The sequence below is a fragment of the Sporocytophaga sp. genome, assembly GCF_017745095.1.
Lineage (GTDB): Bacteria > Bacteroidota > Bacteroidia > Cytophagales > Cytophagaceae > Sporocytophaga.
This window is the reverse complement of the sequence record NZ_JAGHZZ010000005.1, coordinates 313,081-337,077: the sequence shown is the minus strand read 5'-3', so window position 1 is coordinate 337,077 and position 23,997 is coordinate 313,081. Positions and strand designations below refer to the sequence as shown.

Annotated in this window: 18 protein-coding genes; 2 read left to right on the top strand and 16 right to left on the bottom strand. The window is 34.8% G+C overall.

Annotation, left to right across the window (positions count from 1 at the left end; genetic code table 11):
• Position 1 precedes the first annotated feature (1 nt).
• From J7604_RS10260 to J7604_RS10210, 11 genes are read right to left on the bottom strand one after another with little or no spacing between them, the layout of a single operon-like run.
• The gene (locus tag J7604_RS10260; RefSeq protein ID WP_028978418.1) at positions 2–436 is read right to left on the bottom strand and encodes a GPW/gp25 family protein; all 435 of its coding nucleotides are present in this window, start codon (positions 434–436) and stop codon (positions 2–4) included.
• A gap of 1 nt (position 437) precedes the next feature.
• Positions 438–737, bottom strand: coding sequence for a PAAR domain-containing protein (locus J7604_RS10255; protein ID WP_293895104.1), 300 nt, complete (start codon positions 735–737; stop codon positions 438–440).
• Between the two features lie 29 nt (positions 738–766).
• Positions 767–2,554, bottom strand: a complete 1,788-nt coding sequence (vgrG, locus tag J7604_RS10250; RefSeq protein WP_293895102.1) for a type VI secretion system tip protein VgrG — start codon at positions 2,552–2,554, stop codon at positions 767–769.
• Entirely contained in the window at positions 2,551–3,237 is a 687-nt protein-coding gene (locus J7604_RS10245; protein WP_293895100.1) for a hypothetical protein, read from the bottom strand. Before J7604_RS10245 ends, vgrG begins: the two co-directional genes overlap by 4 nt.
• 1 nt (position 3,238) lies before the next feature.
• Positions 3,239–3,403, bottom strand: a complete 165-nt coding sequence (locus J7604_RS10240) for a DUF5908 family protein (protein ID WP_293895098.1) — start codon at positions 3,401–3,403, stop codon at positions 3,239–3,241.
• A 3-nt stretch (positions 3,404–3,406) separates the two neighbouring features.
• Positions 3,407–3,916 carry a phage tail protein gene (locus tag J7604_RS10235; RefSeq protein WP_293895096.1) on the bottom strand — a complete coding sequence of 170 codons (510 nt, stop codon included), beginning with the start codon at positions 3,914–3,916 and terminating at the stop codon, positions 3,407–3,409.
• A 27-nt stretch (positions 3,917–3,943) separates the two neighbouring features.
• A complete protein-coding gene (locus tag J7604_RS10230; protein WP_293895094.1) occupies positions 3,944–4,381 on the bottom strand; it encodes a phage tail protein in 438 nt (145 codons plus the stop codon).
• A gap of 51 nt (positions 4,382–4,432) precedes the next feature.
• On the bottom strand, positions 4,433–5,992 hold the full coding sequence (locus J7604_RS10225) for a phage tail sheath C-terminal domain-containing protein (protein ID WP_293895092.1): 1,560 nt from the start codon (positions 5,990–5,992) through the stop codon (positions 4,433–4,435).
• Between the two features lie 18 nt (positions 5,993–6,010).
• Positions 6,011–7,066, bottom strand: a complete 1,056-nt coding sequence (locus J7604_RS10220; protein WP_293895090.1) for a hypothetical protein — start codon at positions 7,064–7,066, stop codon at positions 6,011–6,013.
• A 25-nt stretch (positions 7,067–7,091) separates the two neighbouring features.
• A complete protein-coding gene (locus tag J7604_RS10215; RefSeq protein ID WP_293895088.1) occupies positions 7,092–7,637 on the bottom strand; it encodes a DUF4255 domain-containing protein in 546 nt (181 codons plus the stop codon).
• Between the two features lie 17 nt (positions 7,638–7,654).
• Complete coding sequence (locus J7604_RS10210) at positions 7,655–9,349, bottom strand: glycosyl hydrolase family 18 protein (protein WP_293895086.1); 1,695 nt, start codon at positions 9,347–9,349, stop codon at positions 7,655–7,657.
• A 288-nt stretch (positions 9,350–9,637) separates the two neighbouring features.
• Between J7604_RS10210 and J7604_RS10205 the strand changes: the two genes are divergently transcribed.
• Complete coding sequence (locus J7604_RS10205) at positions 9,638–10,180, top strand: hypothetical protein (RefSeq protein ID WP_293895084.1); 543 nt, start codon at positions 9,638–9,640, stop codon at positions 10,178–10,180.
• A gap of 56 nt (positions 10,181–10,236) precedes the next feature.
• Here the strand turns inward: J7604_RS10205 and J7604_RS10200 are convergent, their stop codons facing one another.
• The 5 genes from J7604_RS10200 to J7604_RS10180 form a co-directional block, all read right to left on the bottom strand.
• Positions 10,237–11,313: a porin family protein gene (locus J7604_RS10200; RefSeq protein ID WP_293895081.1), complete on the bottom strand. Its 1,077-nt coding sequence runs from the start codon at positions 11,311–11,313 to the stop codon at positions 10,237–10,239.
• A complete protein-coding gene (locus J7604_RS10195) occupies positions 11,310–14,396 on the bottom strand; it encodes a High-affnity carbon uptake protein Hat/HatR (RefSeq protein ID WP_293895078.1) in 3,087 nt (1,028 codons plus the stop codon). Before J7604_RS10195 ends, J7604_RS10200 begins: the two co-directional genes overlap by 4 nt.
• A gap of 9 nt (positions 14,397–14,405) precedes the next feature.
• Entirely contained in the window at positions 14,406–15,779 is a 1,374-nt protein-coding gene (locus tag J7604_RS10190; protein WP_293895075.1) for a hypothetical protein, read from the bottom strand.
• A gap of 28 nt (positions 15,780–15,807) precedes the next feature.
• Positions 15,808–19,080 (bottom strand): hypothetical protein, encoded by a 3,273-nt coding sequence (locus J7604_RS10185; protein ID WP_293895072.1) that lies wholly within the window; start codon positions 19,078–19,080, stop codon positions 15,808–15,810.
• Positions 19,081–19,259: 179 nt separating this feature from the next.
• A complete protein-coding gene (locus J7604_RS10180; protein WP_293895069.1) occupies positions 19,260–21,836 on the bottom strand; it encodes a phosphoenolpyruvate carboxylase in 2,577 nt (858 codons plus the stop codon).
• A gap of 320 nt (positions 21,837–22,156) precedes the next feature.
• Here J7604_RS10180 and J7604_RS10175 point away from each other — a divergent pair, with 320 nt between their 5' ends.
• A complete protein-coding gene (locus tag J7604_RS10175; protein ID WP_293895066.1) occupies positions 22,157–23,995 on the top strand; it encodes a 7TM diverse intracellular signaling domain-containing protein in 1,839 nt (612 codons plus the stop codon).
• Positions 23,996–23,997: the final 2 nt, after the last annotated feature.

Below are 23,997 nucleotides of genomic sequence, written 5' to 3'. Positions count from 1 at the left end.
ATCAAAAAGTATTCACTGCCCTGAAGCGGGCTTCATTTCCTTCAAGAATATAATATGGATATACCATGTTACTTCTCTTATTTGTTTTTCTAATGGTATACTGTACATCAATCAACAATAATCCATCATTTGTTTTATCCTGACTGATATCAATTTCATTAAGTATAATTCTCGGCTCAAAATAAAGAATGGCGTTTTCAATCATTCCTTTCATTTCAGTAATCAGGGAGCTATCAATAGATTCGAAAATCATCTTATTCAAATCACACCCATATTCTGGCAACATTGTTCTTTCGCCTGGTTTGGTGGAAAGTAGAATAAAAAGACTTTCTCTGATATCCTCTTCTTCTGACACCAACATTACACTTCCAGAGGTTTTGTCAAACGTAGGAGGAAACTTCCATCCGACACCTAAAAATGTTTTTTTATGCTTCATATTAACCTCCAATCATTACAGTAGGACAACCTAAAACTATAGACCCGCCATGTGCTGTGGTATCACCCATTCTTGCTGCTGGCATACCTCCAATTAAGACAGTAGCAGACCCCTTTACGATACTATCAGGGGGCCCAACACAAGTGCACATGTCTCCTAATCTGGCAGCCGGCATTCCACCAATTAAAACAGTCATACACCCAGGTGGCATTATCGGACCTCCTACATGTGGTATAGGAGGAGTACCTGGCGTCATCATGGGACAAGTATGCATATCTCCTGCTCTGGCAGCTAATGGCATTCTATTTGTATTAAATTAAAACTTCAAAATTAATTAATCATTACCACTCCGCCTTTTATGACTGTCTGACCGGATCCCTTAACCTCAGCCATCGCTGCTTCTGCGGCAAATTTAGTACTCCCTTTTAGTTCTACAGCCATTCCTTCTCCCTTAAGATTTCCGGTAGCTTTAGCCTGAATATCTTGCTGTGCTTCAATAATAACTTTCCCTTGGGCTTTAATAGTAAAATCCTTCACACAATCAAAGGTTATTCCAGCATCAGTCATCTCCATTTTATTGTTATTCTTGTCTGTTGCTGTTATGGCTCCTTTATCATCGTCCAACACAATGCTATTGTTCCCGGGAGTAATAATGGTAATAATTTTCTTTTCTTCATCAAAAGTCAATTTCATTTTACTTCTGGTAACAAAAGATTTTGTATTATTTTTTTCTTCAGAAGTGAAGGCTGGAACATTCTTAGCGCTGTATACAGAACCAAGAATTATAGGCTGTTCTGGATCTTCATTTAGAAAACCGATAACAACTTCATCATTAATTTCAGGAATAAAAAATGTTCCTGATCCATTTGTCGCATAAAAAGTGGAAAGTCTGGCCCAAATACCCATGTTATCCTGTTTCAATGTCGGATAACTGATTTGTATTCTGTGCTGACCAGCAGGATCAGCATCTATTTTCTTTACTATCGCAGTTTGAAGTCCTTTGATCCCAGCGGTTATTCCACTAACTGAGGGCGCTACGATATCGTTGTTAGATTCGGAATAAGATTTGAATGAAATTCCAAAACTAGCCTGTGTGAGCCACTCTCCGTCTTCAAGAACATGGTTCACTGCACTTACATAAACATCGCCATTAAAATGATCACTAAGACCTTTCAATGTTAAAACAACATCCGGCTTGACCAAGGCGCTACCTATAAATTTAGCATGACCTTGCAACATAGACAGCTTCGATCTTGTCAATTTACCGGTTGCCCATGCCTGCAGTACGTTATTGGGTAGATTTGCGGGCGTTTGAAGGTGATATTCTGCTATTCCATGTACACTGCTTAATTTATCAGGAGTAATACCAACGGCCGGTACTGTTACACTACCTGAATTCGCATCCAGAATCTTTTGAGTAGCTACATCCCATGCAGTGCTTGTTACTTTAGGAAATTGATTTCTTGCATCTATTTCGACATCTATTTCCATTAAAGTCTGTCCATTCACTACTTCAACAACCGGAGCGGACGAAACATCAGGTTTACCGACTTTAATTTTGCTCCCCTCTGTAACAACAATATGCCCATTAAAATCGGCTCTCATCAGCATATAATCCCAATCAGAGCAAAAATATTGAACAAGTTCCGGATGTGTGGCTTCTGTAGAAGTTACAGTTGCCTGAAGACCGCTTTTACCTATTAGATCTGAAATAACCTGACTATCTGTTTTATCAAGGAATATAGCATTGTTTCTAGCAAGAGCCATTTTATAAGCTTCCTCTTTACAATCAATAATCAACTTACGACTGTCATGTGACAGACTTAATCCCTGTTTTACGATAATGCCTTCAAAAATTATTTCGTTTTTGGCATGATAACCTGCCTTGATTGTTATTTTCTTTCCAGGATCAAATAATCCTGAATTAGAAGAGGGAAAATCTTCAGCTAATCCGGAAAATCCTCCATCAACAATAGTTACAGTTGCTGTACCAATTCTATTTACTGCCCTTGAAACATTAATTGAGACAATCTGATGTTCACCAGGAATAAGAGCACCATCAGTAAGAATGTCATAGGTTACTAAACTGGTATCATTTGCAATCAGGGATGTACTCATACTATTGGAGGAAAAATAATCTCTGTACCTGGTTCCAGATTACGAAAATCTACCAGGTTGTTAAACTTAGCTACTTTTAAGTAGAGAGAACAATCATTATAAATTTCATTACACATTAACGGTAATGTATCTCCAAATTTTACTGTTCTTAAATGTGTTAAATCAGGAGATTGTAGATCATGCTCCTTAGCTTGTTTCGAGGCTTCTTTTGAACTTTCAAATGAAGCTTCTAAAGTACTTCTAAGCGGGTCACCATTTGACTTAAACATATTGTGGGTAACGGTCAAATTTCTCAATCTTCCCTGGAATGTATTCACCCCCCAAATGATCTTTACAAATGGTATATCGTGTGTTGAGCCAATAAAATCATATGTCGCTTTTTTAAAGGCTTTAATTTCTTCAATTATATCTACTGTTTTACTTCCATTTGTTCCGGCTTGTCCTGTTACTCCTGTAGCATCAAGAGTAAGAGTAATATTCAACTTTTTTGAAGGAGCTTTTTTCAGCTTCTGCGGACTGTCAGTAGAACCAGGAGGCGCATCTTCTACGAATTCAACAGCATATTCCTGTTTGAAAGTAGTTGGGTTAAACTGCACCTTAAATCTGGCATGCTCATCTTCAAAGGTCGACTTTTTATAGCCGATTATCTCCATCTTAGTCAATCCACTTGAATTTGCAGCCATACTATCTATCTATCTTTGATTGTAATTTTTGCATAACTTTTTCCACACATTCCTTCACAATTCTGTTCTTAACTGAAGAAGGCACCTCCATCTGTACGGCTTTCTTCTCCCCATTTGAAGAAGAAACAGTCATTTTAATAATTAATTCTTTAATTTCTATTGCCATAATTTAAACCTTTACCTGCTCAAATCGCTTATAGGTTAATTCCAGGCTTTCAATAACAATATCATTATTCTGGGCATTAAAATTTGATACACTCCACTTAGTGGGATAAGCATCTATAAATTTCCAAGACATGAGCGGCTCATTTTCTTCATCCAACAAACTTACCACAACATCCTTGGTAACTATAGGCTGGTCAAAGCCATTAATCAATGTTGTTTTACACCATTCACCTAAAGCTGAAAGAGAGGACACTAAGCCTCTCTTTAGCTGTAAAGGTGAATATTTCATTGTTTTAGGAAGCTTATAAGTAAATGAATTTACTCCACCTTCATAAAAATCTTCAGTCGGTATCTCAGCAGAAATACCAGACACCTCCTGAAAATTTGAGTCTAAACCAGAGCTGTCATTGGTATTAACAATTCTAACCCTGAAGTGAAACCCAACAGGTGGATAGTACTTAGACGCTCCACCGGCAGAAGGTTTTTTCTTGGAAGTTGAAGTTCCAGTTGCCATTATATACTTCCGTAAAAATTATTTTAATTAAGCAAGAGTCTGCACTATACCTTCGTGAGCAAGCTCAAGAGTTTCTATTGCAACCTCGTTTGCATCTGATTTAAGATCAGGCGCAGAGAACTTAACTGGGAATGCATTGTTGATAGTCCATGTAAAAAGAGGATTACCTTCTTCATCTAGCAAGTTTATGATTACAGTTTCTCTTCTTTCTTTATTTACCTGAACATCATTCCACCAATGCCAGAAAGTCTCGTCTCCTTGGAACATACCTTTTTTCAAGGTGATGTTTCCGTTCTTTTTAAGTCCTGGTATTTTCTGAGTTAAAAATGTTGAATCATTTCCTGCTCGGTACTCAATAAATTGAGTTTCCATGCTTAATCCAGAAACCTCCTGGAATCCAACTTGAGTTCCTCCTATTTCTACTGAAAAGTGGAACTTAGGAATGGGCCATTGTGTATCTGCCATATTTATATTTTTTAATAATTATCAGTTTAAGTAAAAATTTAAATTAATCAATTATGATTCCTGCATTTTTTGCTGGAATGTGATCACGATAAATTCGGCAGGTCTTGAGATTGCTACTTTCACAGAAATTCTCATAACACCATCAAGTATATCGTTTGGAGTCATTGTTGCGCCAAGACCAATCTCAACCTGATAAGCCTGCTCAGGAGATGCACCAACCAAACCTCCAAGTTTCCAAAGATCATTCAGGAATGAAGAGATCATACTTTTAACCAATACCCAAGTATTAGAAGTGTTTGGCTCATATACATAAGCTTTAGCTGCATATTTAATAGACTGCTCTATAAATATCAACGTTCTTCTTACGTTTATATATCTCCAATCCTGACTATTCCCGTCAAGAGTTCTTGCACCCCAAACTATTGTACCCTGACCGATGAATGATCTGATAGCATTTACTGATTTACCTGTTACAGTAAGGTTCAGGTCTTCCTGATCATCATGAGTAAGTTTTACAACAGGAGAAATAACAGAAGCAATACTAGTATTAGCAGGAGCTTTCCATACACCTCTAGAATTGTCAATAGCAGTATATATACCAGCCATTGCAGGACTTGGAGGAAGTACGTTCAAAAGGTTTCTTACTTTTGTTAAAATTGATTTAAATACAGGGCTAACAACTTTTAAAGTTTGATTAACGCCTTCAACATCAGCATCTGGGTTAGAGATTTTTTTGATCTCAGTTTTTATTTCGTCTGATTTCTTTTTATCATCAGTAGAACGATCAACCTCTTTAGTAAGTAGGCTCTCTAAAACATCAAGATTTGAAATGTTTTTATAACTTACTTCTTCATTCTGTACAATTGAAGTATTCAAGAAGGGGTAATAAGCAGATCCGTAAGCAAGGAAGTTGCTACCAACACCTTCTCTGAATCTTGTAATTACGTCATTTCTGTCATAAGTTCTTGCCGCTGTACCTTTAAATACATCAAGGATGGCAAATCTGTTCTTCATTTTGTAACCACAATGAGAAATCATTGCTTGCTGAAGTGCAAAGCAGTCACCTTCTTCTAGTTCAACTGCTTCAGGAATTACTACCATTGTTGGCTCTTCTTCACTGATCAAAGCTATAAGACCATCTTCTAAAGCTTTTTTAGAAACTGAATTTAGCTTTGGACCTGAGCTTGAGCTAGAACCGTAGTAGTCATCATCTGACTGGCTAGAATCTGATTTATAATAAGTACCAACAGAAACGATGTAGCAAGTTCCACCTCCGTTTGCAAAGAACAATCTCAGAGAATCATAGAAAAGAAATCTTGATTCGCTGTCCTGAACCAGCTTGTAAGATGCACCGTCTACCTGGAAATCAAATGATGATCCCTGACTTTGCTGAATACTAAATGTGGTTTTTACTCCTGCACCAAAAATGCTGTGGTATTCCGCAAGAGATGTGATTCTTACCGGCTGGTTGATTAAAGACTCTCCCTCTCTTATTGCTTTTTCGGTATATCCAATGAATGCCGGAATGGCAGTAGGAATACCAGCAACAGAATTAGGAAAGGCATTTTTCTCTTCAATATAAACGCCGGGGGTTGCTAAAGTTTGCGCCATAGTTATTAATTGTAAAAATTATATGTGAATAATTATTTCAGAAAAAATTTTGGATTTTTCATCCCGTGATTCAGGTTTAACCATTTCAAATGAAGCAAATGGTAATTTATCCATTATTACCTTCCCTCCTGAACTTCCATTCTTTACGTTCTTCAATTGAAACCTGTAATCATACATTTGCTTTAATGGCAAAGGTTGATCCGAGACAAACATTATCGCATTAGCTCCGTTATTCAGCTTTACCTCCTGAGGACCGGAAAATTTTAAATCACCTGAACCGCTATCTATGATTGTATTCTTTAATCCAGTATTGTACTTACTTATTAGTAAATACTTCCAGTACGTAGCCCTGGAGTTAAATACTATTTTATAACTAAAAAATGGAATATCAAAGCTCTTTATCCCATCTATGAGTTCATCCTTAACACTTCCTGTCAATGAAATATCAATAATTCCAACAGGTTTTAAAATTGGAGCATTAGTATATAAAACAAACGAATCCTTTAAAGCTCCATTTTCATATAGGAAATAAAGACCTAATGGCAATTGTGCATTACTAATGGCTATACTCCCGCCCGGAGCAACTTCTTTAGATAAGACAATCTGATTAAAATCATTTTTAAATTCAAATTTACTTCCTTTATCTCCACCAAGAAGAATAACTTCCTTTTTTAAGGTATATCTCTCTTTGTCTCCTGCATATTGTCCCTGATGCAATAAAAGAGCTTCATTTTCTTTGGTTACCCGATTGTTGGAAAAGTAAAAAATTTTCGAGTTATTTTCTAATGAAACATCAGTAAAGTTAGAAAAATATTGATTCTTAGTATATAATAAGTAAGTTAATTTTAGTTCTTTTCTCTCAATCAGATTTAATAAGCCCTCTACTTTTTCTGGAGCATAAAGAAAAAAACACTCACCAGCATCTTCTTTGGTAATAAGGTCAAGCTTACGTAGCAGACCTGTACTTTCAGATGCTAAAACAATCTTCAAATCCTCACCTGGCTTATCAGCATAAAAATTATGCCCAACTGCTAATTTAAAAAGTGTTTTATAATTAAAACTTATATCAAGCATTGTTCAGCCTTTTATATTTTATATTTTATATTATACTGCTAAAACCTGTAACTCTTGTATAGTCATCTTCAAAATTACCTTCCTGAATAGTCACCATTCGGACTTTATATAAAATTGAAGGTAGATATTTTCCTCCCAAAGTTCCCCACAAATGACTTTGATTTTGTAAATCCTGATTCACTATTTCAAAAGTCAGCTTTTCAATATTCCTATTTAAATCAGGAGTATTGCTATGGGTAAACACACAATTGGACTGAAAAAAACTTAAAGTAGCTGATAAAAATTTTAAAGCTTCTGGATAGTTTTTATCTGTAAAGTAAGCAGAACACATGACATAAATATTTAGGTTAATAGGTCGGGCCATATTAACACTGGAATTTAGTCTGCTTGATACTGTTTCCTCCTGAATATTGACTAAAGTGATTACAACTTTATCTGATTCAGTAATAGCAAGGCTTCCATCCTGATTCACTATATTAGATAAAATAACCTTATCCTCACCTAAAGCAAATCTATTCTTTAGGTAAAAATTGAGTCTTTCTCCAATTATATTTAGTACCGAATATATCATTTATAAAAATAATAGTTTTAAGGCAAATCTCTTTCAACCAAAAACTGTCTACTAAAAATAAGAAATAAAATTCCTGCAATTATAAATCCACCTAGCAAAAATGCGACCTCACGTAACCCTGCATATCTTAATGTAAAAAATATAAGACCGAGCAGTATAAGTAATACTAATGAAATCCCACCTTGTAAAATAATTTTCCAGTATCGCTTAAAACGATAACCATACCTGAATAGTACTAGGAATCCAGCAATACTGATTCCCATTAATGAACCGAATACGATAAATAAGGGTCTTGGGTTCGTGACAAGTACCCTTGGATTTTGAAGTATTCTCATTGCATAAGATAACATCATCTGCCATGAGAATGATGGTTTCTTTACAGAGGCTTTCAATACTTTGGGTTTAACAACAGAATCTTCTTTTAATGAAAATTTATCTGCAAGCAACTCCCATAATTCAGTATGACCATTATCATAACCAAGAGCCCAAATACCTATACCTCCAATTTTTTTCTCTTTTATCCAATCATACTTTTTACCCAAAGAGACTTTATCCTCGAACCAGATTTGTCTATACCGATTCTGATCATCTCTGTAAACATGAAATTTACTGCCACTAACCTCATCGTCGCAGCATAAAAGTTCGCCATGTGTATTTTTAATACTTCTATACATGGAGTATCCAACAAAAGCCTCTACTTTACTAGGAAACTTGAGATCTTTAGTCTGCCATTCTGCCCCATAATATGGTAAACCCAGAAGCAATTTACCAGGTGGAACTCCAGCTACCAAATATTCATCAACTGCCCTTTCCAGGTTATAAGGCCACCAAACATTACCACTTTGAATGGGCGCTACGGGGCCTGCCACCTTGCTATTAGCTCCATAAAACTCATAACCCATGATTACAAATAAATCAACATACTTTGACAGCTGTTGCATTTCATAAACATTATCAAAGTCAACCGCCGGTAAAGCAATTGTTATAAGATAATCCTTTTTGGAAGCTCTTAAACTTGAGGATAAATCTATGATAAAGTTAGTCAGATCTGCCCTATTAGATGAAGAAATCGCTTCAAAGTCTATATTGACACCATCTGCATTCTTCTCTCTTAATAAGGTAATAAGTGTATTAATAAATGTTTTCTGTGCACTTATATTAGATAAAAACTTACCGTTATTTCCAGTTCCAAAGTTCGTTACACTTAATACAACCTTACAACCATGGGCATGGGCAGAGTCAATCAAAGATGTTGTTTTCCATTCATGAATATTAAAATAAGATCCAGTATTTGGGTCCAGTTCATAGCTGAAATAAGCAATTACTGATAACAAAGAAAAGTTATAACTTTTGTATGCATTTCCCATCCAATATGGATGCCAGCCAAACACATGTTTAGTTGAGTCTAACTGGTGGTTTTTCTTATATACTTTATTATTAGTAATCAAGAATTCTTTTTGCCAGCCTTCCTCACTCGTCAAGTTAAAATTAGGCTTTCTTGATTTAACAGAAAAGTTTCTTTTCTTAAATTCAGTAGTATCGAACTGAACAGCTACATCCAGAATCTTAGGATCATCCTGCTTGAGAGAGTCTCTTTTGGCAATAAGTTTTTGTAAAGAATCTTTGAGAATCTTAACTGTCTCTTCTTTCTTTTTCTCTTCAGCTACTTCACCTTGTTTTTTGTCAACAGTGTTATCTATGAGATCCCTCAAAACTTTTTGACCAAAAGAATCTACCTGCTGTAATAAAAGGACTGAACAAACAAACCAAAAAATTAAACTTTTATTGAGCATAATTGCTTATAAAACTATGATTCTAAAATTAAAACTTACTTTATGCATTCTTAAAAATGGAGATTGCTGGCCATTATACAAAGTTTAAATACTTCTTGTAAGCAGATACAAAGATATTTTTTTTTCTAAAAAAAGCGAGCTTTTTCTAATGAAACTTACTTAGAAAGAAAAAATATTTTTTTTAATATTGTAACTTTAGAATCTTCTATGAAAAAATACTTTTTGACTTGTATATTTTCCCTTCCTTTATTCTCTTTTGCTATGGCTGGAGGTAATAAATATGAGGTCTCTTTGGAACAGGAAAATCCGCTGGATTCTTCACGTCTATTACGTGAGGAGCACATTAATGCATTAAAAACATTACAACCTAGCATGACTGGCAAAACACCACGAGGCAATAAATACGACCTTTTCGGAATAAGAAAAGGAAAAGAATGGACGTTTCTGATACTTGACAGTACAGATTTCTACTCTATAAGAAAGGTTAAAGGTAAAGATGAAATGGAGGAGAAAGATCAGTCCTATACAGACATGATTTGTCTCATGGTTGAAAGCAAGCTGATCAGACAAAAGAGGAAGCCTAGAAATGTCGATGGTCTGACATTTGCTTGCTACTATAAGTTTAAACCTAATGCTAAAAAAATGTATAGAAATTACAACAAGATCTCGAAAGATGCTAAATTCTATCTAAAAAATGCAAAAGGAGGAAAAGAGGGAAGAATAAAAATTCTAGATAAAGCATTAAAATAAAAAGGAGGAATTAATAAATCCTCCTTTTTTATTTTACCCTTTTCTAAATCTTAAATTCATTCATACTTTTCCTTTGTCTTTCTCTTTAACTTTGGTTTATACAAAGGATATGAATAGCCTAATGAATACTGAAAAGAATTTACTTTAAAATCGCTGTCAGTATAAAAATACTTATACATAAGGTCATTATTAGAATACCTTTTATCCGGATCGTTGAGTTTATTCAACCCACGACAATATCTGACATCAAGAAAAATATAACCTCTGCCAATAATATTCTTAACTTTAATACCTGCACCTAAAATGAGGTTATAGTTCAATCTTTGCCTTAAGTCTGTAACATCTATTTCCCCTTCTTTAACTTCACGTCCGCCTCCTACATATAAAGAATCTTTCCGTAAGGGTGACATTTTTGATTTTGTCAAATATGAAATTGAAACACCAGCATTTACATAAGGCACCCATTTTTCTCTCCCAAAATTGAAATTAACAAGTACTGGAACTTCTAAATACTTTTGTGTTTCCGGTAATTCTATTGTTGAATAGTTAAAAAGTTTTTCTTTAAAAACAAATCTCTTTTGGGTGTACAGTACTTCTGTTAATAATGAAACCCTTTTGTATATAGGAATCTGGACAAATACTCCGCCTTGGATACCTGCTTTTGAATTATAATCCCCAATATTTACCTGAGAATTTTCATAGCTAAAATTCTTTTTGATATCAATATCGGAAATATTTACTCCAAACTTTCCTCCAATCAATAAATATGGAGTAGTTCTGAAACTATTATAAAGTTGAACAAACTCATTAGGGTCTGTAGGTCTCAATTTATACTCAGGTCCACTTTTCAATAAAAGTGTCATGGATTTTTCAGCTTTTTCTCTCTCATTAAAATAAAGGTTGGACAATGTTAAAAGTCTATATGCTTCTACTTTCTCCTGTTTTGTAAAACCTTCATTTAAGCATGGATCCAGCAATTCGGCGATTTCAGAAATTCTACCTTCTTTATACAAATCCTGGGCTTTTGAAAGCACCTGCCCACAATCACTGGTCTGGGCAGAAACCTGACATATCATTGCGGATATGAAAACTAAAAAAGTAGTTAATAAAAATTTGGATGCTAATAAATTCATTTTCCGTTTCCTTTCGGTTTATCTAAACAAGTTTTTTCATATTCGATATCATCTCCTACAAATTGCTCCCACTCCTTATTATTCATATTTCTACTCACTTTGTCACAAACAATGTCTTTCATCAATTCAATTTTTGTAGGCCAAACTTTTATTTTATTATCCTTACAGCCTGCAAGAAGTTTATTACCATCAGGACTAAATTCAATTGACCAAACCCAGTCATCATGATCTTTGAGGACGATAGGAGCATCATAAATATTCAGCATATTCCAGATCCGGACAGTTTTGTCAAAACTACCTGTTGCTAACTTCTCCCCATCGTTGCTAAATCTGATATTATTGATCCTTGCTGTGTGTCCTGAAAGTGTCGCAAGAATAGTTTTGGTTTGCATATTCCAAATCCTTACAATTCCTTTTTCATCTCCAGCGGCAAGCAACAGACCATTTTTACTGAATACAATAGACACTACTGGTACATTATCATGGAACAGCAGTGATTCCTGATTTTTCTTATCCAAATCGATTAGAATAATATCACCATTTCCTTTAGCTGCTGCAACAATATTAGATGTTGGATTGGTTGCAATAGCATTAATTTTAGAATCGCTGATGATAACTTCCTGAGAAGTGGCCGATTCAACATTCCATTGGTATATCTTTTTATCATTACCTGCGGAAATTATACTTTTAGAATCTTTAGTAAATCCGAGGAACCAGGTCTCAGTTGTTTTTGACTTAAAAATTTTAGGTTTAGAACCTATCTGAGATAAGTCAAACAGCTGTAAGTAGGCATAATCACCACCAGCAACCAGAAATTTATTATCCGGACTCAATGCAATTGATTTATGTATATGAGTTGGAGATTCACTGATTAACTGTCTGGAGCCATCTTCTTTTTTAGGATCCCAGCGATTTATTTTCCCATCACTTCCTGCTGAATAAATCATCTTTCCTGTTATAGTTGTAGAAAGAGCACGAACGTTCTGAGTGTGTCCTTTTAAGGGCTTAAATGTAGAATCTCCAAGAGATTTTATAGCATTGTACATTGCATCAAAGATATCCGGATCATTATCTTTTCCTCCATGTTCTTTATTAAACAAAAAAGCTTGTTGTGCTACAATTCCCTTTTGCTCTTTATCCACAAGGCTTACAGATTTTATTGCCATTGATTTTGCAATTGAAAGCATTCTTAAGTTAAATGCTTTTCTTTCCTCTGTTAAAGCTATCTGATGTGCTTTTTCTGCCTTAGCCTTTTCGATAAGTGCATTTTTGGTTGCCAGTTCTGCAAGTAGTTTCTGTTCTTTAGCTAACTGTGCATTCTTCAAAGCCTTTTCGGTTTCACTTAAAGCTATTTTCTTCTGCTCCAAAGCCTCTCTTTCACTTGCCCTGGCTTTTTCACTTTCCTTTTGTGCAATTTTGGCTTGCTCTTCTGCGACTTTAGACTGTCTTCTTGCTTCAGCTTTTTGTTTCTCTGCTTCTCTTCTTTGTTGCTCTCCATATATGAAGAACAAGAAGGCAACAATAGCACCTAAGCCAAGAATAAGGGCAGTTATCCTTGCAGCGATCAACCTTCTTCGCTGCATTTTCTCTTTCATTATCTGCTCTCTCTCGAATTCCTTTTTACTGAAATCAAGAAAAAGCATCGTTCTTTCATATGCTTTGTGGTAACGAAGTCCCCAAATCTTAGATGGATTTTGTTCTGCTTGCCAGTTAAGTGCTATTTGTAAATCTGGCGGCCTCCAGAGTCCCGATTTCCCTTGCTGATGCATCTCAGCTGCTTCAGCTAATCGTAGATACATTTTCACTGATTCCGCTTCTTCCTCAACCCACTTGGTAAGCATTACCCATATTCTCATGAGACTTTCATGAGAAATATCAATAACACTATTTTCCTCCAGTTTCACATTTGAAGGAGGCATCAACAATGTATTTCCCGTTTTCCTAAAATGGTCTACAACCTCTACCACTTCTGCAACAGGAGCATTTGCTATTACTGCTATATCCGAAAGTTTAGCAGGTCTTCTCACTCCTCTTCCTTCATCCCCTTTTTCAGTTATAGACTTGAAAATCTTTTCACATATCTTTTTCTGATTTTCATTAAGTTCATTGAAAGCCTCATTTGCATGGACTGACAGAGCTTTTTGCATACCTCCAACTGCCTCATAATGGGCAATTTCCATGAAATCAGAATCTCCATTTCTTTGCCAATAATCCCATGTTCTCATCAATGCGTGCTGCATAATTGGCAGAGCATCTGCATTGTCCCCCACATCATTTAATAGTTGTTGAACGAGACGATCATCGATCTTGCCCCCCATCACAGAAACAGGTCCCAAAATAGCCTGCTTCTTTTCCTCTCTCGTCATTTGAGGGATTAGAAACTGACTGTCATTAATCAGCCTTGTCAATTTGGGAAATTGAGAACAGTCACCAACAAAATCCGATCTCATTGTAATTACAACATAGATTGGAATTTCCCGCTGACTGACAGCCTCTGTAATAATTTTTATAAATGCCGAGGCCTCGTCCACTGCATGATCATCGGTACTTTTAAATCTGAAAAGTTCTTCAAACTGGTCAATAAAAATAAGATGGTTCTTTTTTTCTTTTCTTATTTTAGATTTTACAAGTTCAACCAAACCATACGAACTACCTTTGAGAGTTAAGAAATTCATGTTCGACATGATTTCTCTTTTCTCTGGATCCGCTTCGTTTTTAATGTCGATATCTATAAGAGCATCAGAAAGGTTTTTGATAGGTGCAATTCCAGGTCTGCAGATAGATACCTCCCATTGTGATGAATCTTCGGTTCTATAATCTCCATAAATTACGGGTAATAGACCGCAATACATAAAAGAAGACTTTCCTATACCGGAAGTACCTATAACCCCTACAAATCTATGATCTACAAGTTTTTTAAGCACTTCGTCTATTTGTCCCTCTCTTCCAAAAAACAAATGACTTTCCTCATACCTAAATGGCCTGAGACCGGGAAACGGATTAGGTTTTTCTTCCTGGAGATTTCTCACCTGAGAAACCTTTTTTCCCGGTTTTACTTTTCCTGATGTTTTTGTTGAAAGCATCTTTTTTATTTAAAAAGCTGTATTAAAAAATGATATTAAAACTTCTTTATCAATTTGGCCATCTGCCTTTACATGGTATACATTTTTGAAAATTTCATCGCCAGGCAATTCTTCATTTTCAAAATTAATAACACCTCGTCTGAATGAAGTACTGGTATATTCCCAGGACTTAAGTTTATAAAGCTCGCACATTTTACTCCTCAACCAACTTGACTTTTCATTGTGATAATAAAACAGAATTGAATCGCTTCGCTCTATTTTCTCTTTATCTATCGTTATTTTATTTAAAAAAACTTCATATCCAAACTCTTCAAGCATGAACTTTACCGATTCTGCTCCTTCTTTATTCTTCTCACTATTTACAATATAAACAGCCTTTTGTCCACCTCCTGATCCACTTGTCTGGCCTGATGAGGAAACACTATTATTAGAGGTCAGTTTCTCAATAATAATATCTTTCAATTCTTCAACTGTACTCTTTATTATATCAGCTCCCGCATAATGTCTCTTTTCTTTATGAACCTGGCTGATAAATTTTTTCTGATTTTCATTTTGGATAACAAGGTTATCCGGAATCCATATAATTCTTTTAAAATCCTGAGATTTGCCTTCAACCTTGTCAATATAATATTGGGCGGCAACCTGATTTTCCAGACTATAATTAGGAATATTGCCTTCTGAGGTTTCTTCAAATATTTTTCCTAAAAGATGAACCGATAACGCACAATTCTTTATCTGTTCATTAATTATCTTTTCCTTATCCTTACCTGATCCCAAAATCGGAATATTGGGATAAACCTTGTATCCTAATTGAAGAAGCTCCCGTCTTATTTCTTCTCTAACCGGAATTAAATCTCTGGTCACTTCAGCTAAATATAAAGACTTTGACTTGTCATGAGAAGCCACATCAACAATTTTACTGTTACATTCACGCTCCAATTCTGCACATAAATCATAAATTTTAAAAAGGAAAAAATTTAAGAATTCTCTTTTAAAAATATCCTTTTCTTGAATTTCATTTCCTGTATCTGGATCAAGGAGAAAAAGTTTTGACAGTTTAAGATTCGGATACGACTTTGCTGCAGGGTTTAATGCTTTTTCTTCTTTTACTAGTCCACATTTCAATATAGATGGAGTCGCAATGATCTTTTCAAGACGCTCTTTAAAATCATTCGAAGAAAGAGAATATAAAGAAAATACTGGAAGATAAACAACTGTTCCGTTTTCCTCAAATGGATCATTAAAATCCTTTAATACCTTTACATTAAATCCCTTCTGAGAAAGACCAAATGAAAGGTATTTTATAAGATAATCAATCCAAAGGTTTTCACCTGGGTTTATGGATGGGTAGTCAGGCAATAAATACAAATTCGAATCTTCCATAAAGTTTCCTTTAAAAATTAAAATCTTATTATACCTTGGGATTTTTCTTATTTTTAACGATTGATGTTGGAATGTCTTCAAAGAATGACATTACTTCATTGAACTCCTCCTGTTTCACTTTATAAACAGAACAGTCTGTATGTGCGATAAGATCAACTTTGAAATCTGCTGAACTTAAGTATGTAAAATTATTAACAAAACCATTCTCAGATAAGACTTCGGTATTTCTATCCGCACTATTCACCATTATTTTTCCTGAACGGATAAAATAATAATCAATATTCTCAGGTCGTTCAAATATTGCGATTGTTTCCCCCTTTTTGAATTCATAGAATGAAGTTACTTTGGCAACCTCCATCAAAATAATACCTGGAACAAATCTAAAATCATCAACCCCCTTTAAAAATCTGATAATTTCAAATTTTAAATTAGGAGAAGTAAAATATTCCTTTGCATCCGCCTGATTTATTAACTCTTTATTTTCGCTTACTTCAAGTTTGCCTTCTTCTAGCATCACATATTCATGATCCCCGGAAACATTTGAAATAAGGATTTTACTTACTACATCTTTGCTAAAATTTGCTCCCAATTCTCTTCTGAATCTTTCAAAAGCAACAGGAAACAAATGAGGTGCTTTAATATAAAGAGCAACCGATGCTGTTTCCTTTAGCAGAGGATCAGGATTGATAATGTTGGCTACAAATATATCTGTATTAATTTCTTCTTTCTGTTCAGCTAACTCCTTCAGCGCACAGGCTTTCGTCCATCTGTTTACATACTTGTAATCCCGCTGAACCAGGTCATATAAAATCTCCAAGACATCCAATGGTTCGGATGGAAAGTATTCCTGCATTCTTTCAAGTTTGTCCTCATATGAAGCAGTATTTAATATAGGAAGCAGAAATGGCTTCATTTCTTCTCCTAATGTCACTTCGAGTAAGCCGAAAGCATACTCACTTTTCTCTGCATCTTTTGAAAATATATTTTCTTTGATAAGAGCAATTGTCTTAGGATCGTAAAGAAGAGAAAGCAATTTAAAGATGCTGTCATAATTACTTTCGATTTCAGAAAGCATTGCCTGAATTATCACATCAGAAGCCTTAAAACTTATCAGATCAAGGTAAACTGACATATTCCAAACTAACACACTTGTATATTCTTCAAGCTCTGCTTTGAACTGAATTACTCTGTCTCCTGTAATATTATAACCTGATTGGCTTAATGCTTCAAAAGCAGCTCTGGCAACATTATGATTTCTATATGAAAGTTTCTTCAAGAGTAATTGAACAGCATTATCAGTCCCCATTCTTCCATACCCTTGCACAATCCTTAACTGAATTTTCTCTTCCTGACCTGTAAGATAAAAAGCATTTTCAGCAGCAGGTAAAATTTTCTCTCCGGTAGCTACGAGCGCTGCTAAGGCTCCATTACTGTAAAAAGGTTCTGATAGCTTTTCAATAAGGTTTTTCTGAAGATCAGAGTTAGCTGAATTGGCAGAAGATACAACGGCATTATAACGCACTTTTCCATCAACATCCCTGAACAATTTATTTAAAAGCCTTGGTTTAATTGCATCGTCAGAATAGGCTGACAAAAGGGCTCCATAAACTCTCTCTCTTCTTAATTTTGAAAGTGTTAGCTGTTCTATGTATTTAACCTTTTCAAGACGAAACTCCGCAGCGTTCAATTGAGCGAACACTCTATCAAGCAAGTCTCTACACCTAAGCACGGGATAAAATCTTGAATTTTTAATAGCAGACAACACTGGAATTGCTGGCAAAAGACATAATTCTGAGGCCTCATTCAATGCAATTTTCAAAATCTCTTCATCTTCATTTTTCAACAATTCCAAGACAATATCCTTATGAACATGAGGGTCTAAAATCTTCAAAAGATTAAGATATACCTGAAGGTTCTTACCAGGAATATTTAAAATAGTAAATGAAAGTTCATCAATAATGCCAGATGCCGCCCTGTCTTTTTTTTCAATTTCTTCAGGCATATCAAGGCTTACCACAAGCTTTTCCCTATAGGCATTATTCATTCTTACAGCTACATAAGCCCATACTCCTAATATAACGAGAAGAATTATCGGAATAAATTCAACTTTAATATATCTTAATGCAATAATTAATAATAACCCGGCAACAGCCTTGCCTGATTCTCTTACAACTCTCTCTATTTTTGACTGCACGTCTGACCTGAGTAAATGGTCAAGTGGCATAAAGAAAAATTTAAAGGTAGAAAATTCAAGAGATTTGAAAAGACTCACTGAAAGAAGCTTTGAAATACAAACCAGCATGAAAAGGAAAAAGAAAACTGATTTAGTGGGATCAAATCCTTCTACAATACCCAATACCAGAAATATCATCGTGAACAAGGCTAAAAATCCTGGAAGAATTAAAAGACTTGTCAAATATCCATACTTGGCATTTACCCATCTTGCAGCAAAGAGTTGTAAAAGAAAACCTAATCCAATAATAGCTGCAGAAAAACCTGAAAGAAAATCAATAGTTTTTCCAGCACCAGCATATTGATCTTCTACAAAAACCAAATAAAAGTATTCCGTGAAATAAAAAGTAAGTCCGGAAAGCAGTGCAAATAATATTAGCAACAGAGTATAATTCTGCTTTATTAGTTTATTATAGTTATTATAAGCTTTTATGTATTGAACGTTGATCTCAATTTTCGTAAGGAAAGTTTTGCGGATAGAAATGGCAATAAAAATAAAAAAAGTTATTCCGAAGCTGATACAGGAGATCAGATAAAGATTTGAAATTTTATTAAAAAAACTATGTTCAGATAATGCAATCACTGATAAAATACTTACCATAGCAACCACCATACCGCTCTCTGCACTCATTGAAAGACGGCGTCCCTGAGCAAGGTCAAATAGCCTTTCAAATAATCCCCAGAATAATAATAAAGCCAGGGCAGTTAAAGGCCCAGTAAGCACAAATGCAATATATGTAATCGCTAGGCCTGCTGCGTAGTGAGTTATTAGTAAAATTGAAAATGGAATTACCAATAGCACCAGAGAAGCTATAAGGCTTACTTTTGAAAAAGATATCCAATTATAAATACTAATAAAAGTATTTGAAACAAACACCGTGAGGAGACCAGAACAAATCATTGCTCCCGGTAAATAAGTTTTGTTAAAATGTTCCAGAAACACGGATACAGAAGCAAGGTCAAATAGAGAAATCGCAATTCCTATGAAAACACCTAAACAAATTATCCATAAAAGAGATGAAGTTTCACTTTCTTCAACCCTGAGGACTTTTCTTAAGAATCTTGACATAAACTGGGAAATAAAAAATGATCATCAAAAGCTTTCTTTATCATACAAATATAACATTAGGAGCTGAAAATGAAAGAATGTGGAGAAAAAAACAATGATAAAAAAAATGATCCTCAAGATAATTTGAGGATCATTAATAAAAACTTAAAATATTACAAAACCAATATTCCGATTTAAAATTAGGCCGAATTCCTTTCAGCATTAATAATACCAAAAGAGCAACGCATTACCATATTCTCATAAGTTTTTTTCAATGGCCCATCCACGCCCTTCTCTTCCATTTCACGAATTTTAGTTAAAGCATGTTGCTGAATGGTGATCAAAGGCAATTCGATTCTTTGTCTCATCTGAATAGACAATAAGTCCATGGGTTTATCACCCATTAGTTCTTTAGTTCCTGAAAGTTTTAAAAGGTATTTGGACGTCCTTTCAAACTCATCATGGATCATATTCCAGAGACTTCCATATTTAGGATGCTTAGACAGGTACGCCGTTAATGGGAAAAAACACTTTTTCATAGCCATTTCGCAATTACCCAACAGAGTTTTGAAGAATAGAGAATTATCGTACAGATTTTTCACTTCTTTCCATCTTCCAGCTTTTTCCATTTTTTCAAATGCAGTTCCCACTCCGTAATATCCTGGTAAATTCTGTTTCAACTGGCTCCATGCTCCAACGTATGGTACAGCTCTTAAATCATTCAGATTTAGTTTTCCTGCTTTTCTTTTTGAAGGCCTACTTCCAATATTTGTTTCAGCGTAATAACGAAGAGGACTTGCAAAATTCAAATATTCAAGAAAATTAGGATCATTTTTCAGTGCACTATATGCCTTAAAACTCTCATCTGATAAAAGCTGCATCAATCCGTCTTCCTGTTCTGTAAATGTTTCATCCATGGTTGAAAATAATGCATTGCTGATTCCTGCATGCATTAACTGTTCCATGTTAAACAGGGCAGAATCAGTAGTTCCAAAATTTGAACTGATTGTTTGCCCCTGAACGGTAAGTTGTATTTCCTTGTTAGCAATATTTTTACCCATAGAGGCATAAAACTGATGAGTTTTTCCTCCACCTCTTGCCGGAGGCCCTCCCCTCCCATCAAAAAATGCAACCTGAATACCGTATTCTTTAGCCATCATTGTTAACTCCTCTTTGGCTTTATAAATACTCCAGTTTGCCATCATATAGCCTCCGTCTTTTGTACCATCGGAGAAGCCCAACATGATGGTTTGCATTTTATTTCTTTGCTCAAGATGTTTACGATAGGATTTATTTTCATAAAGATCCTTCATCACATCAGCAGCATTTCTAAGGTCTTCAATTGTTTCAAACAACGGTACAATATCTATTGTCATAGATTTTGCTTTCCATCCTGAAAGAGTCAGTAATGCATACACTTCCATGACATTGAGCGCACTGGTGCTATGGCTGATAATATATCTATGACATCCTTCCTCTCCATTGATTTTTTGAATAGTCTTGATTGAAGACATTGTATCCAATGTATCCCTCAACAAATCATTATCAATAATTGATGAATCCACAGTACCTTTAACCTGCATCAGAGCACTGATTTTATCATCGTCTGACATTTTTTTATACCCTTCTGGCAAAAGATCAGTTTGTTCCGAGATAGCATCTAGCAATTGTCCGTGAACAGAGCTATCCTGACGAATATCCAGCGAAGCGAAGAATAGACCAAACACATGGACTTTACTTAAAAAGTTCTCTACCAGATTTACAAAAAGACCGTTATGTTCTTTGATTAACGTGTCCTTTATTTTATACATTGCTTCTAATATCCCCTCTTTATTGAGGTCGGCTTTATGTCCTGGTATAAAAAGATTGTTATAAAGCTTTTTCTCAAGATCCGCCAGTACATTTTCAACACCTTTGAATGTAAGTCTTCTTTTAAGACGACGAACATCCATATAATAACATCTAATTATTCCTTCTCTTAGTGTTTCCGCAACTTTTAGTGACGTTTCCGACTTAACAAACGGGTTTCCATCTCTATCACCTCCTGGCCAAAAGCCCATTCTTATCAAAGAATTATCTTCAGAAACTAAAGTCGGAAATTCTCCTTTTATGAAAGAAAGTATCTTTCCGGCCGAATGATAAAATACATTTTCCAAAAACCAAATCAGGTTTACAGCTTCATCATACGGTGTTGGTTTTTCTTTTTTAAAAAATGAAGTTTTACCAAGCTGCTGCAGATACATGTTTACAAGAGCAGTGTCATCTGAAACAAGGGCTTTTGCAAGGTCATGAATAATCCCAAGGACTTCACTAGGATAAAACTGTGTAGGATGAGCAGTCAGTACTAAACGAACTGAGAAATCCTTCAGTTTGTCTTTTAACTCAGCCTGACTTTGGGTATGGACAACCTGAGCCTGTAAATTCTTTAATGTTCCAGGGCCGCTCATGTCGTGCACACATGGAAATGCTGCATCTTCAAGAGCGTCAAATAAAACAACCTGACGCTCCGCATACTGTACAAATCTGAAAAGTAAATCTGTTTGTTCATCTTCCGTCCGGTATGAAGTATATTGCTTCAGGAAAGATTCAATAATTGCTGAAGGGCTTTTTCCTTTCGTAAAACCCTCTTCGCATAGCAGCAGGAAAAGAGACAACAGTACTCCAGTCTTTTCGACCTTATGAAAAGGTAGAGAGCTGAAAAGGCTGTTGTACATTTCATACTTAGTACCAACCAGATTTTTAAAAACTTGTAAAGTGCCGTTTGCAGAAGAATTCATTCTGTTAAAAAAAGATAAATAGGATTCTAAACTCAATTCAGATGTTGGGTTCAAGCTACAACAAAAATTGATTTTTTCCCAGTTTTCCTAGCTTTATCTGCTTAATATTTTTTTCACTAAAATTTCATTTTTCTTTTTATAACCCTAGATCCATTTTCTCCATCAACACTAAAATTACACATCCCACCTATTGTCAACTGGTAATCAAACAAATAAACCTGCATCATATTTAAAAAAGTAAAAAAATGAAGATAAAAAGGATGCCTACATAAAATACTTTTGTATTTTTAAAGACTCAAAAGACTACTTTTGTATTAAACATGAGGTATTTACTTTTTTTTATAATCCTAATATCCTCTCCTGCATTTTCCGATAACTCTTATCTTTTATTGGACAAAACCAATACTATTTTCGATCCTTCCATTAGAGATCATATAGAATTTTACAAAGACGAAACAAATAAATTATCCGCTCGAGAAGTTCAGTTTAAAAATTTTGAGTCTCTCCAAAAGTATCTCAATACTCCTTATGAACCTGATGCAACATATTGGTTCAAGCTTAAAATTTTAAATAATTCCAGACACACACTTTGGTATTTGGAAATCCTGGATCCTTTTATTGAAAGAATTAATTTTAGTGAGAAAAAGGATACACTTTTCAACTATAAATCTACCGGTTCTGCTGAGCAGTTTGACACAAGGCCATTGGCCCATAAAAACTTTTTATTTCCCATAAATTTGCAGAGAAACGAATCCACAACTGTATATTTTTCTTACAAAACACCAACTAAAAATGGCTTAAGAATTACCCTCAGAAAAGCCGAAAACTTATTTGAATATGCAACCAATGAATACTACTTTCTGGGTATATTCTATGGCATACTTTTAATTATGGCTCTGTATAATCTCTTTATTTATTTCTCAACCAAAGAATCAATTTATATTTTCTATGTGTTATATGTTTTAACCTACTGCATCAATTCCTATAGGATTGACGGCATGGGTTTTAAATATGTTTGGGGGAATTTTCCTGAGATAAACATATTTATCGTTACAACTTCCAGGCTACTATTAATTTTGGGCTTTTATTTCTACTCAAATAAATTTTTATCCATAAAACAGATTTCTCTAAAACTAAATAGGTATTTAATCATTAGTCTGATATTATACACATTGTTGTTTACAATCAACAGCTTATTAATTAATTCTCATATACTTGACTATTTTTACCTTGTACCGTTTTCGCTTATCTATGTTGCTGGAGTATTAGCATATAAAAAAGGAAATGCAGGAGCTAAATATTTCCTGATAGCTTTAAACTTCTTTTTACTTTGCTATACTATATATTTATTAAGAGGAGAACATCTGATCCCCACTTCTATATTCACTATCTATTCTCTTAATTTCGGGTTTCTGGTAGAAGTTGTAATTTTTTCATACGGAATGGCTCAAAGACTCCGCATTGAACAGGAGAGAAAAGAAAGATTGCAAGAAGAGCATATCAAACAACTTCAAGAAAATGACAGACTAAAAAATGATTACAATAAAACTCTTGAAGCTAAAATAGAACAAAGGACAGAAGAATTAAGACTTAAAAACATTGAATTATCTGATACTCTTCAAGTACTCAAAGAAAAAAACCTTCAAATAGAAAACTTCAATAAACACCTGGAGATTGACAATAAAGCTTTAAGCAATAACATCCAGGAAATAAATAAAGCAAGGTTTCAACTGAAGGACTTAACACTAGAGGAATTCCAGAAAATATATCCTGATGAAGAAGCTTGCTTTAAATACCTGGCTGACCTGAAATGGTCAAAAGGTTATTGCTGTAAAAAATGTAATGGAGTCAGCTCATTTGCTGGAAAAACACCTCATTCAAAAAGATGCTCAAAATGCAATTATGACGAGTCTGCAACTGCCTTTACTATTTTTCACAATTCTAAAATGGCTGTTACAAGTTCGTTCTACCTGATATACTTGATTCTTGCCAATAAAAATATTTCATCTCATGAATTAAGCAATCAGCTTGGAATACGACAAAAAACCTGTTGGGCGTATAAAAAGAGAATACTAGAAAGACTGGAAGCAAAAGGAGCTTCAAAGATCACTTCAAAGGATTGGGGAAAACTGTTTACTATAGAAGCCCCCAAGGTTTAACC